General features: G+C 70.2%; 11 protein-coding genes. 7 read left to right on the top strand and 4 right to left on the bottom strand.

What is annotated here, in order from left to right; translation table 11 throughout:
* The first annotated feature begins 10 nt into the window (after nt 1-10).
* The 7 genes from trpB (at nt 11) to CKW28_RS10170 (ending at nt 7,247) form a co-directional block, all read left to right on the top strand.
* Nucleotides 11-1,273 (top strand): tryptophan synthase subunit beta, encoded by a 1,263-nt coding sequence (gene trpB, locus CKW28_RS10140; protein WP_003923875.1) that lies wholly within the window; start codon nt 11-13, stop codon nt 1,271-1,273.
* A 10-nt stretch (nt 1,274-1,283) separates the two neighbouring features.
* Nucleotides 1,284-2,072: a tryptophan synthase subunit alpha gene (trpA, locus tag CKW28_RS10145; RefSeq protein WP_003923874.1), complete on the top strand. Its 789-nt coding sequence runs from the start codon at nt 1,284-1,286 to the stop codon at nt 2,070-2,072.
* Nucleotides 2,069-3,763, top strand: coding sequence for a prolipoprotein diacylglyceryl transferase (gene lgt / locus CKW28_RS10150; RefSeq protein WP_003923873.1), 1,695 nt, complete (start codon nt 2,069-2,071; stop codon nt 3,761-3,763). The genes trpA and lgt overlap by 4 nt, the downstream gene beginning before the upstream one ends.
* A gap of 300 nt (nt 3,764-4,063) precedes the next feature.
* Entirely contained in the window at nt 4,064-4,471 is a 408-nt protein-coding gene (locus tag CKW28_RS10155; RefSeq protein WP_003923871.1) for an NINE protein, read from the top strand.
* The gene (locus CKW28_RS10160; protein ID WP_003923870.1) at nt 4,461-4,898 is read left to right on the top strand and encodes a DUF2752 domain-containing protein; all 438 of its coding nucleotides are present in this window, start codon (nt 4,461-4,463) and stop codon (nt 4,896-4,898) included. Before CKW28_RS10155 ends, CKW28_RS10160 begins: the two co-directional genes overlap by 11 nt.
* A 47-nt stretch (nt 4,899-4,945) precedes the next feature.
* On the top strand, nt 4,946-6,367 hold the full coding sequence (gene pyk / locus CKW28_RS10165; protein ID WP_003923869.1) for a pyruvate kinase: 1,422 nt from the start codon (nt 4,946-4,948) through the stop codon (nt 6,365-6,367).
* A 13-nt stretch (nt 6,368-6,380) separates the two neighbouring features.
* Nucleotides 6,381-7,247 carry an acyl-CoA thioesterase II gene (locus tag CKW28_RS10170; RefSeq protein ID WP_003923868.1) on the top strand — a complete coding sequence of 289 codons (867 nt, stop codon included), beginning with the start codon at nt 6,381-6,383 and terminating at the stop codon, nt 7,245-7,247.
* Nucleotides 7,248-7,265: 18 nt separating this feature from the next.
* On the opposite strand, the gene CKW28_RS10175 is transcribed toward CKW28_RS10170, so the two are convergent.
* Genes CKW28_RS10175 through cydB form a run of 4 tightly spaced genes read right to left on the bottom strand, consistent with a single transcriptional unit; the run spans nt 7,266 to nt 11,937 of the window.
* Nucleotides 7,266-7,781, bottom strand: a complete 516-nt coding sequence (locus CKW28_RS10175; protein WP_003923867.1) for a DUF4190 domain-containing protein — start codon at nt 7,779-7,781, stop codon at nt 7,266-7,268.
* Between the two features lie 11 nt (nt 7,782-7,792).
* On the bottom strand, nt 7,793-9,319 hold the full coding sequence (locus CKW28_RS10180) for an ATP-binding cassette domain-containing protein (RefSeq protein WP_003923866.1): 1,527 nt from the start codon (nt 9,317-9,319) through the stop codon (nt 7,793-7,795).
* Nucleotides 9,297-10,874: a thiol reductant ABC exporter subunit CydD gene (gene cydD, locus CKW28_RS10185; RefSeq protein WP_003923865.1), complete on the bottom strand. Its 1,578-nt coding sequence runs from the start codon at nt 10,872-10,874 to the stop codon at nt 9,297-9,299. The genes CKW28_RS10180 and cydD overlap by 23 nt, the downstream gene beginning before the upstream one ends.
* Before the next feature lie 31 nt (nt 10,875-10,905).
* On the bottom strand, nt 10,906-11,937 hold the full coding sequence (gene cydB, locus CKW28_RS10190; protein WP_003923864.1) for a cytochrome d ubiquinol oxidase subunit II: 1,032 nt from the start codon (nt 11,935-11,937) through the stop codon (nt 10,906-10,908).
* Nucleotides 11,938-11,951: the final 14 nt, after the last annotated feature.

Consider the following 11,951-nt stretch of genomic DNA (forward strand, 5'->3'; position numbering starts at 1 on the left):
AGGATCACTGATGGCTGATCTCGCCGGACCGGAGCTACCGCGTTCCAGCGCGGCGGTCGCCGAACCCACCAGGCACGATCCGGACGATCGCGGACATTTCGGCGTCTACGGTGGGCGGCTCGTCGCCGAGGCGCTGATGGCGGTCATCGAGGAGGTCACCGCCGCCTACGAGAAGGCCCGCGGTGATCAGACCTTCCTCGACGAGCTCGACCGGTTGCAGCGCCACTACACCGGGCGGCCGTCACCGCTGTACGAGGCGGTGCGGCTCAGCGAACACGCCGGTGTCCGCATCTTCCTCAAGCGCGAGGACCTCAGCCACACCGGATCGCACAAGATCAACAATGTGCTCGGGCAGGCCCTGCTGGCCAAGCAGATGGGCAAGACCCGGGTCATCGCCGAGACCGGCGCCGGGCAGCACGGGGTGGCCACCGCGACCGCCTGTGCGCTGCTGGGGCTGGAATGCGTGATCTACATGGGCGCCGTCGACACCGCGCGGCAGGCGCTGAACGTGGCCCGGATGCGGCTGCTGGGCGCCGAGGTGGTGTCGGTGGAAGCCGGCTCCAAGACCCTCAAGGACGCCATCAACGAGGCGTTCCGGGACTGGGTCACCAACGCCGACTCGACCTATTACTGCTTCGGCACCGCCGCCGGCCCGCACCCGTTCCCGATGATGGTGCGTGACTTCCAGCGGGTCATCGGTCTGGAGACCCGGGCGCAGATCCAGGCTCAGGCCGGCCGACTGCCCGACGCGGTGACCGCCTGCATCGGTGGCGGCTCGAACGCGATCGGCATCTTCCATGCGTTCATCGACGACCCGGGAGTGCGGCTGATCGGCTTCGAGGCCGCCGGCGACGGTGTGGAGACCGGTCGGCACGCGGCGACGTTCACCGGCGGGTCCCCGGGCGCCTTCCAGGGTTCGTTCTCCTACCTGTTGCAGGACGAGGACGGTCAGACGATCGAATCCCACTCCATCTCAGCCGGTTTGGACTATCCGGGGGTGGGCCCCGAACACGCTCACCTCAAGGACGTCGGCCGGGCCGAGTACCGCCCGATCACCGATGCCGAGGCGATGGACGCGTTCGCGCTGCTGTGTCGCACCGAGGGCATCATCCCGGCGATCGAGTCGGCGCACGCGGTCGCCGGCGCCCTGAAGCTGGGTCCCGAACTGGGATCGGACGCGATCGTGGTGGTCAACCTGTCCGGCCGCGGCGACAAGGACGTCGAGACCGCTGCGAAATGGTTCGACCTGCTCGACACCGGGGGCGCCGGATGAGGGGCACCGCATGAGTCGACTCGCGCCGTTGTTCGAAAGCTGCCGAGGTGAGCAGCGTGCCGCTCTCATCGGATACCTGCCCACCGGGTTCCCGGATGTCGCGACGTCGATCTCGGCGATGACGGCGCTGGTCGAATCCGGTTGCGACCTGGTCGAAGTCGGGGTGCCGTACTCCGATCCCGGAATGGACGGCCCGACGGTCGCGGCGGCCACCGATGTGGCGCTGCGCGGCGGGGTGCGGGTGCGTGACTCCCTGGCCGCCGTGGAGGCGATCAGCAACGCCGGCGGCAAGGCCGTGGTGATGTCCTACTGGAACCCGGTGCTGCGCTGGGGTGTGGATGCCTTCGCCCGGGATCTGGCGTCGGCCGGCGGGCTCGGGTTGATCACCCCGGACCTGATCCCCGACGAGGCCGACGAGTGGATGGCGGCCTCCGAGGCGCACGACCTGGACCGGATCTTCCTGGTGGCGCCGTCGTCGACGCCGGAGCGGCTGGCGATGACCGTCAAGGCCTCGCGGGGCTTCGTGTACGCCGCGTCGACCATGGGGGTCACCGGGGCCCGGGACGCCGTGTCGAGCGCCGCCCCGGAGCTGGTGCGACGGGTCCGGGAGATCTCGCAGATCCCGGTCGGCGTCGGCCTCGGTGTGCGCACGGCCGAGCACGCCGCCGAGATCGCCTCGTACGCCGACGGCGTGATCGTCGGGTCGGCGCTGGTGACGGCCCTGACCGACGGGACTCCGGCGTTGAGGGCGCTCACCACGGAACTGGCCGACGGGGTACGACGACGGGTGACCGCGTGACCACGACGCTGGCATACATCCCCAGTCCCGCCCAGGGGGTATGGCAGCTCGGTCCGATACCGATCCGCGCGTACGCCCTGTGCATCATCGCCGGCATCGTCGTCGCGCTGGTGCTCGGGGACCGGCGGTGGGCCGCACGGGGCGGCGAACGCGGCGTCATCTACGACATCGCCCTGTGGGCGGTGCCGTTCGGCCTCATCGGTGGCCGGGTCTACCACGTGTTGACCGACTGGCGCACCTACTTCGGTCCGGACGGCGCGGGTTTCGTTGCGGCGCTGCGAATCTGGGACGGCGGTCTGGGGATCTGGGGTGCGGTCGCGTTGGGCGGGGTCGGCGCCTGGATCGCCTGCCGCCGGCACGGGATTCCGTTGCCCGCGTTCGGCGACGCCATCGCACCCGGCATCGTGCTGGCCCAGGCGATCGGCCGGCTCGGCAACTACTTCAACCAGGAGCTGTACGGACGGCCCACCACGCTGCCGTGGGGTCTGGAGATCTACGAGCGGCGGAACGCCTCCGGTGCGCTCGACCCGCTCAACGGCACCTCGACCGGTGAACTGCTCGCCGTCGTACATCCGACGTTCCTCTACGAGATGCTGTGGAACGTCCTGGTGTTCGTGGTGCTGATCTGGGCCGACCGGCGGTTCCGGCTGGGCCACGGCCGCCTCTTCGCGCTGTACGTCGCCGGTTACTGTGTCGGCCGGTTCTGGGTCGAACTGCTGCGCAGCGATTTCGCCACCCACATCGCCGGCATCCGGATCAACTCGTTCACCGCGAGCTTCGTGTTCATCGGCGCCGTGGTGTACATCATGGTGGCCCCGAAGGGGCGGGAGGATCCGGCCACGCTCGGCGGCCCCGTCCAGACCGACGCCGGGGCTGACACCGGGGCGGCCGGCGCGGACGCCGAGGTGGACACCGAGGTGGATACTGAGAAGGAGGACGTCGCCGCGGCCGTGCGGGGCGTGGCGGGCGCCGGAGCGGCGCCGGACCTCGGCGCGGAGGCGCTGGCGGCCGGACCCCTGGAAGCCGAGGCTCTGACCGTCGACGTGCTCGACGTGCCCGACCAGGCCGGAGAGGCCGGAGAGATCGAGGAGGCCGGCGAGGAGGCCGGAATGAAGACCGCTGAGTGGACCGACACCGAGGAATTCGCCGAGGCAGCCGACGCCGAACTGGCCCGGATCCTGGCCGAGGCACTCGAAGCCGACGCCGAGGAGCCGGCGCCGAACCCGGGCCCGACCGCCGCTGACCCGGTGCCGGGCGCGCAGGCCGCCGCGGCGATCGGCAATGTCGGCGCGGCCGGGGATGAGGACGCCGAACGGGCCGAGGCAGCCGCCGCACAGATGCACGAGGCCGTGTCGGACGGCACCCTCGAGGACACCGCCGCCCCGGTCGGCCTGCCCGCCGTCGATCCCGAGGTCGAGGCGTTGACCGAGGCGTTGGCCGACGATCTGGAATTCGCTCTGGACTCCGATTGGTTGGAGGACGCCCCAGCCGACGCGACAGATGAAGCCCCAGCCCCGGCGGGCGTCGAGGGGATCGAACAGGTCGCGTCCGAGGCGAACGACGCGGCAGCCGAGGCGGATTCGGACTCCGGCGGTGACGGGGGTCAGGACACCGGGGGACCGGACACCGCCACGACACCGGACGCCGGCGCCGCCACGCAGCGCCGACGCTGGTGGCAGCGCCGACGCTGACCCCTTCCCGCATCCGCCGCCGGCCTCTAGTATCGGATCATGGCTGGAGCCCAGAAGAACGATCCGCGTGGCCCGAACAAGGCCGAACCGCAAACCAAGGCCAAGCCCGCGCCGAACGCGGTGCCGGGTTCGCGGAAGAAGAAGTAGTTCGCCACCGGGTCGTCGACCACGGCCCGTACCCGTCGGCGGGGCGCTGAGCAGGCGTCCCGCGGGTGTCCGGCTGGGCATCGGTCCGTTGGCTGCGCCGCAAGGGATTTCGCGGGTCGCCTCGGATTCGCCGATTTCTGGCATCCTGAAGAGATGACCGAATCCGACAAGCCCGGTAACAGCGGAGCCGACGTGCCGCCGCCGTCGGCGGGCTCCCCGCCGCCGTATTCGTCTCCGGCTGGTCAGTATCCACCACCCCCGCCGGGTCCGTATCCCTACGCCGACATGTCCGCACCGTTCGGACGGCACCCCGTCACCGGTGAACCGCTGTCGGACAAGTCGAAGATCGCCGCGGGCCTGTTGCAGCTCGTCGGGCTGCTCGGGGTGGTCGGCATCGGGCGGATGTACATCGGCCACACCGGCCTGGGGATCGCCCAGCTCGTGATCGGCATTCTGACCTGTGGTATCGGCGCGGTGGTGTGGGGGATCGTCGACGCGGTGCTGATCCTCACCGACAAGGTGCGTGATTCGGAGGGACGTCGGCTGCGCGATGACCTCTGACGGCGCGACCCGCAGCCGGCCGAGGCGCCCGGGCCGCCGCCACGGCGCCGTCGCGGTCACGGCGACGGCGGTGGTGGCCGCGCTGGCCGCGCTGACCTATGTCGCGCTGATGGATCCGCACCGGCCCGGCTTCCTCTTTCCGGCCTGTCCCTTCCACCAGGTGACGGGCTGGTTCTGTCCCGGCTGCGGCGGCCTGCGCATGACCCACCACCTGCTGCACGGTGAGCTGACCGCCGCGGCCGTCGACAACGTCTTCCTGCTCGTCGGACTGCCGGTGTTGGCGCTGTGGTTGCTCATCCGGGCCAGGTTGCGGTTGCGCCTGATGCCGCCGGCGGCCGTCGCCGTCCTCCTCGCCGCCGCGCTGATCTGGACCGTGGTGCGCAATCTACCGGGATTTCCGTTGATCCCAACTGTTCTCAGCGGGTAGCGGCGCGGCCACCTCGCCGTAACCGGACACGACTATGCTCGGATGTCGTGACTAGGCGCGGAAAAATCGTCTGTACCCTTGGGCCGGCCACGTCGACCGAGGAGGCGGTCAGAGGCCTGGTTGAGGCGGGCATGGATGTTGCCCGGCTCAACTTCAGCCACGGAACCCACGCCGACCACGAGCGCTACTACAAGCTGGTCCGAGCCGCGTCAGATCTGACCGGACGCGCCGTCGGAATCCTTGCTGACCTGCAAGGACCCAAAATCCGGCTGGGCCGGTTCGCCGACGGCAGCACCTACTGGGCCACCGGTGAGACCGTCCGGATCACCGTCGACGACATCCAGGGCACCCATGACCGGGTGTCGACGACCTACAAGAACCTCGCCGCCGACGCCGCCCGCGGGGACCGACTGCTGGTCGACGACGGCAAGGTCGCGCTGGTGGTCACCGCGGTGGAGGGCGACGACGTCGTCTGCGAGGTCGTCGAGGGCGGTCCGGTCAGCAACAACAAGGGGCTGTCCCTGCCCGGTATGAACGTGTCGGTGCCCGCGCTGACCGAGAAGGACGTCGAAGACCTGGAATTCGCGATCCGGCTCGGGGTCGACATGGTGGCGCTGTCCTTCGTGCGCTCACCGGCCGATGTGGAGCTGGTCCACGAGGTGATGGACCGCGTCGGCCGCCGGGTTCCGGTCATCGCCAAACTGGAGAAGCCGGAGGCGATCGACAACCTCGAGGCCATTGTGCTGGCATTCGACGGGGTGATGGTCGCCCGCGGCGACCTGGGTGTGGAACTGCCTCTGGAAGAGGTTCCGCTGGTCCAGAAACGTGCGATTCAAACCGCAAGGGAGAACGCGAAACCCGTCATCGTCGCCACCCAGATGCTGGAGTCGATGATCGAGAACTCCCGGCCCACCCGCGCCGAGGCCTCCGACGTCGCCAACGCGGTGCTCGACGGCACCGACGCGGTGATGCTGTCCGGGGAGACCTCCGTCGGCAAGTACCCGTTGGAGGCGGTGCGCACGATGGCCTCGATCGTCGCCGCGGTCGAGGAGAATTCCACCGCGGCCCCGCCGTTGACCCATCTGCCGCGCACCAAACGGGGCGTGATCTCCTACGCCGCCCGCGACATCGGGGAACGCCTCGACGCCAAGGCGCTGGTGGCGTTCACCCAGTCCGGCGACACGGTGCGCCGGCTGGCGCGGCTGCACACCCCGCTGCCGCTGCTGGCGTTCACCTCGCTGCCCGAGATCCGCAGCCAGTTGGCGTTGACCTGGGGCACCGAGACGTTCATCGTGCCGCACATCCAGACCACCGACGGCATGATCCGCCAGGTGGACCAGTCGTTACTGCAGCTCGGCCGCTATAAGCGGGGCGATCTGGTGGTCATCGTCGCAGGCGCTCCACCGGGCACAGTAGGCTCGACGAACATGATCCACGTGCACCGGATCGGGGAGGACGACCACTTCTGAGGAGGAGACAGGCTTGGCAGCAGCTTCAGACTTCGAGGAACTGCTGGCGATTCTCGACCTCAGGAGAACCGACGACAGCACCTTCCTGGGCTCCCATCCGAGCAAGAATCCGGTCCGCACCTTCGGCGGCCAGATGATGGCGCAGGCGTTCGTCGCCGCCGGCCGTACGGTGCCGGCCCAACTTCCGCCCAGCGCGATCTCGGTGCACTTCATCGCCGGCGGCGACCCGGCGCGCGATCTGGAGTTCCGGGTGGTGCGGCTGCGCGACGAGCGGCGTTTCGCCAACCGCCGGGTCGACGTGTGCCAGGGCGATGACCTGCTGGCCACCGCGATGGTGTCGTATCTGTCCGGCGGCCGCGGCCTGGAACACAGTGTCGCCCCACCCGACGTGCCCGGCCCGGAGGAACTCCCCAAGATCGACGAGCTGTTGCGCGGCTACGAGGAGACCGTCCCGCATTTCGTCGAGGCGCTGCGCCCGATCGAGTGGCGTTACGCCAATGACCCGGCCTGGGTGATGCGCGACAAGGGCGGCCGGCTGGAGTACAACCGGGTCTGGTTGAAGACCGAGGGGGCGCTGCCCGACGATCCGGTGTTGCACGCGGCGGCCATGCTGTACTCGTCGGACACCACCGTGCTGGACTCCATCATCACCACCCACGGGCTGTCCTGGGGATTCGACCGCATCTTCGCGGTGACCACGAACCATTCGGTGTGGTTCCACCGGCCGGTGCGTTTCGACGAATGGGTGCTGTACTCCACGACGTCACCGGTGGCCGCCGAGTCCCGCGGGCTGGGCAGCGGGCATTTCTTCGACCGGTCGGGCCAACTGCTGGCCACGGTGATCCAGGAGGGGATCGTCAAGTACTTCCCGGCCCGGTGACCAGGATCGGTCAGCCGTTCAGGGGTTCGGCTCGAGCGTGACGCCGAGCCGGTCCTCGAGCCGGTCCCGGAACCGTTGTTCGCACTCCTGCAGTGCGGCGTCGTCGTTGCCGGCGTCGCGGACACAGGAGACGTAGTCGGCGCCGCCGACCTCGTTGAACAGGGCGACGTAGATCGCGATCGACGCCACACCGGCCAGCACGGCCAGCACGCCGAGCACGATGCCGGCGGTCGCCACACCGCCGTTGGTGGCCTCGCCGCGTTTCACCCGGCCCCGGGCCAGGACGCCCAGGATGACGGCGACGATCCCGCCGACGATCCCACCGAGCACCGACCAGAAGAACAGCAGCGCCACGATCGCGACCACCAGGGCGGCGATCCCGAGGCCGTTCTGCGGCGCCGTCGGGGCGGCGGGGTGGCCGGGGTAACCGCCGTACGGCGGTGGCGGCGGAGGCACCGGGTATCCGCCGGGCGGCTGCCCGTACGGATTCGGCTGCGGCTGCTCGGGCACCGATGGTTTGTCCGGCTCGGTCATGATTGCCGAGATTACCCGCAATGTGCGAGCTCGAGGGTCTGACATTCCAGCCCCACCGGAAGGTGGTGGGTGGCGACGACGACGGCGCGGTCGGCGGGGAACATCGCGCCCGGGGTGAGCAGATCGACCAGCATCTGCTCGGCGTCGCCGGCGTCGAGATGTTCGGTGGGTTCGTCGAGAAGCACGATCGGCGACGTCGACACCAGCGCCCGGGCCAACAGCAACCGGCGGCGTTGTCCTGCCGACACCGCTGCCGCGCCGCCGGACAGCACCGTGTCGAGTCCCCGGGGCAGGCTGTCCAACCATCGGCCCAGCCCGACCCGGCGCAGGGCCGCGCGCAGTTCGTCATCGGTGGCGTCACCGCGGGCGACCAGCAGGTTGTCGCGCACCGTGGTGTCGAACAGATGCCCGTCCTCGGCGAAGAAGGTTGCGCGGGGGAACCGGCCGCCGTCGTAGCGGTCCGCCAGGTTCATCAGCAGGGTGGTCTTGCCGGAGCCGCTGGGCCCGAGGACCGCCAGCCGGCTCCCGTGCGTGATGTCCGGTGTCGGGACCGTGAGTCGGGGCCGGCCGTGCTCGGCCGGATCGATCAGCTCGGCCAGCCGGCGCGCGGCGATCCGGGACCGGGTCAACTGCACGGCGGCGCCCGGAAGCGCCGTGGTCGCCTCGAAAGCCGACAGCGGTAACAGCATCAGGATCGCGACGGTCGTCGGTGCGACGGCGCCGGCCAGCGGAATCGCGGCGACGACGGCGCCGAGCACCGCCGCGCCGATGGCGAGGGTGGTGGCCGCGTTGGCGAGGGCGGCCGGTGCCGCGGCCCGGTCGGCGGCATCCCCCCATGCGTGGTGCCGGCGCTCCGCCTCGGTGATCACCGCCTCGAGCCGACCGCTGACCCGCAGTTCCGGCGCATGCTGCAGGGCCAGCATCGCCGCCGTGTTGCGATCGGATTGGTATTGTGCGGCAACGGCTTCGGTCGAGGTGACGGCACGTGCCGCCATCCGGGGCGCCAGCACCCCGGCGATCAGCAGGCAGACGGCCAGCACGACCGCCGCCGCGGGCGAGATCACCGCGATGACCGAGACCGCCGCCACCGCCAGCACCACCGCGACCGCGATCGGCAGCACCGCGCGGACCAGGACATCGGCGACCTCGTCGACCGAGTCGCCCACCCGGGCGACCAGTTCGCCGCTGGAGAACCGGCTGACGACGTGTTCGGGCGCCTCGGCCAGCCGGGTGTACAGCGTGGTACGGGCGTGCTCGGCGGCGCGCAGCGCGGTGTCATGCGACGCCAGCCGTTCGCAGTAGTGGAACACGCCGCGGGAGATGCCCAGTGCGCGAACGGTCGTCACCGCCACGGTGAGATGCAGGACCGGCGGCATCTGCCAGGCGCGGGTGATCAGCCAGGCCGACACCCCGGCCAGCGCCAGCGCACTGCCCAACGACAGCACCCCGAAGGTCACGGCCAGGGCCAGCCGCGGCAACCGCGGCCGCAGCAGCGGAATCATCGACCACAGCGGGTCAGCGGTGGGCGAGTGCCGCATCGGCGGCCGCCTCCTTCAGGTACACCACCCGGTCGGCGATGGACAGCACCGGTTCGCGGTGACCGACCACGACCACCGTGGCGCCCGCACGGGCCCGGTCGGTGATCGCGGCCAGCACCCGGGCCTCCATGGCGGCGTCGAGGTGGGCGGTCGGTTCGTCGAGCAGCAGCACCGGCGCGGGCGAGCCGAGCGCGCGGGCCAGGCCGAGCCGCTGGCGCTGACCGAGTGACAGGCCCACGCCGTCGCGGCCCAGCGGGGTGTCCATGCCGTCCGGAAGTGCCGCCAGTACCTCATCGAAACCCGATCTGCGGAACGCGTTCTCAGGATCCTCGAGCGGCCCGAACAGGGACAGGTTGTCCCGGACTGTGCCGGGTATGAGCACCGGGCGGTGCGGTAGCCAGGCGATCTGACGCCACCACGCCGGCAGATCGAGTTCGCCGATGTCCACGCCGCCGACCCGGACCGAACCGGACAGCGGCGGGGCCAGTCCCAGCACGGTGTGCAGGACAGAGCTCTTGCCCACCCCGTTCGGGCCGGTCAGCACGGTGACACAACCGGGTCCGAGGTCCGCGGTGAGGGCGTCGACTTCGATGGTGGCGCCGGCGGCCTCCACCACCCGGGTGCCACCGGCCGGCCGCGGTGCGGCGTCGAGAAGTTCGAATGCCTTGTCCGCAGCTGCTTTTCCGTCCTGTGCCGCGTGGAATTCGACGCCGATGCGACGGAGCGGCCAGAACACCTCCGGCGCCAGCAGCAGCGCGGTGAGCCCCGCCGTCAGCGTCATCTCCCCGTACACCAGGCGCAACCCGATGCCGACCGCCACCAGCGCCACGCTCAGGGTCGCGAGCAGTTCCAGGACGAACGCCGACAGGAAGGCGATCCGCAACGTGGCCATCGTCGAGCGGCGGTGCGCCGCAACCAGTTCGGCGATCCGCCGGGCTGATCCGTCGATCCGGTTCAGGGCGCGCAGGGTGGGGATTCCGGCGATCAGGTCGAGGGTCCGGTTCTGTAGATTCGTCATCGCCGCCAGCGCCGCCGCGGAGTGGTCGCGGGTGGTGAGGCCGATCAGCACCATGAACAACGGGATCAACGGCAGCACGATCAGCACCGTGACCGCGGACTGCAGATCATGCCAGGCGATGGCGAACACCGCTGCCGGGGTGAGGATCCCGGCCGAGAACAGGGTCGGCAGATAGCCGGTGAAGTACGGACGCAACCCGTCCAGTCCGCGGGTCACCACCGCCGCGGCGCGGTCGCGGGCCGCGGCGAGGTCACGCGGTGCCGCCGCGGTGACGGTGCGCAGCACCTTGCTGCTCAGTTCGGCGATCACCGCGGTGGCGCCGCGTTGGGACAGCCGGCCCTGCTGCCAGTGCGCGCCGGTGCGGATCAACCACAACCCGGTCAGCAGCGCCAGTTGATCCGACCAGTACGCCACCGTGCGGGTGGCCGGATCGGTGATGACGCCCGCCACGATCCCGGCCAGCACGACGGCCGAACCGATGGTGGCGGCGGCGATCACCGTGCTCGCGGCCACCGATGCGGCGAGATAACGCCGCATCGCCGCTGACTCACGCCACGCGTTCAGGAGACTACCTCGGCAATCCGATCGGGGGAGGTATCGCATCGGTGCTGATCCGCTTGCGGAACACCCAGTATGTCCAGGCCTGGTAACCCAGCACCAGCGGCAGCAGCGTGAGCGCCGCCCACGACATGATCTGCAGCGTGTACGGCGTCGACGACCCGTTGTAGATCGTCACGCTCCATTCCGGGTTCAGGGTGGAGGGCAACAGGTTCGGATACATCGCACCGAAGATCAGCACGGTGACGGCGGTGATGACGACCACGGTGTTGAAGAACGCCCAGCCCTCGCGCCGGCCGGCCCACATCAGCCCCACGGCGACCAGCAGGGCCACCACCGCGACGCCCAGCGCCACCCAGGTCCAGTCGGTGCCGTGGGCGAGCTGGGTCCACAGCCCGAAACCTCCGGCGAGCACGATCACCGGCGCGGACAGCCATTTGGCGAACCGGAACGCGTCGGCGCGCACCGATCCGGCGGTCTTGAGCGCCACGAACACCGCCCCGTAGAACGCGAACAGCGACGCCGTCGCCAGCCCGCCGAGCAGGGTGTAACCGTTCAGCACGTCGGTGAGCCCCGGGTGCGCCCGCCCGTCCGCGTCGATCGGCAGACCACGCAACAGGATCGCGAACGCCACACCCCACAGCACGGCCGGCAGCCAGGAGCCGACCGCGATCCCGGCGTCGGCCCACTTGCGCCAGCGCTCGTCGTCGATCTTGCCCCGCCACTCGATGCCGACGATGCGCACGATCATCCCGAACAGGATCGCCAGCAACGGCAGGTACAGCGCCGAGAACAGGGTGGCGTACCAGTTGGGGAATGCCGCGAACATGGATGCGCCCGCGGTGATCAGCCACACCTCGTTGGCGTCCCAGACCGGGCCGATCGTGTTGAGCACGGCCCGGCGCCGGGGCTCCGGATCGCCCTCGCCGGCCGCGCCGAGCGGGCCCATCAGCATGCCGACGCCGAAGTCGAAACCCTCCAGCACCAGAAAGCCGAGGAACAGTGCGGCGATGAGGATGAACCACAGTTCTTGCAATCCCACCGAAATCACGCCCT

The organism is Mycolicibacterium thermoresistibile, from assembly GCF_900187065.1.
In the GTDB taxonomy this organism is placed as follows: domain Bacteria; phylum Actinomycetota; class Actinomycetes; order Mycobacteriales; family Mycobacteriaceae; genus Mycobacterium; species Mycobacterium thermoresistibile.

What these genes read in the sequence shown, in the direction of transcription:
- cydD (WP_003923865.1), bottom strand. Translation starts at nt 10,874, where the DNA reads ATGCGGCGTTATCTCGCCGCATCGGTGGCCGCGAGCACGGTGATCGCC.
- CKW28_RS10175 (WP_003923867.1), bottom strand. Translation starts at nt 7,781, where the DNA reads ATGACCGAGCCGGACAAACCATCGGTGCCCGAGCAGCCGCAGCCGAAT.
- CKW28_RS10180 (WP_003923866.1), bottom strand. Translation starts at nt 9,319, where the DNA reads ATGCGGCACTCGCCCACCGCTGACCCGCTGTGGTCGATGATTCCGCTG.
- CKW28_RS10155 (WP_003923871.1), top strand. Translation starts at nt 4,064, where the DNA reads ATGACCGAATCCGACAAGCCCGGTAACAGCGGAGCCGACGTGCCGCCG.
- CKW28_RS10160 (WP_003923870.1), top strand. Translation starts at nt 4,461, where the DNA reads ATGACCTCTGACGGCGCGACCCGCAGCCGGCCGAGGCGCCCGGGCCGC.
- trpA (WP_003923874.1), top strand. Translation starts at nt 1,284, where the DNA reads ATGAGTCGACTCGCGCCGTTGTTCGAAAGCTGCCGAGGTGAGCAGCGT.
- trpB (WP_003923875.1), top strand. Translation starts at nt 11, where the DNA reads ATGGCTGATCTCGCCGGACCGGAGCTACCGCGTTCCAGCGCGGCGGTC.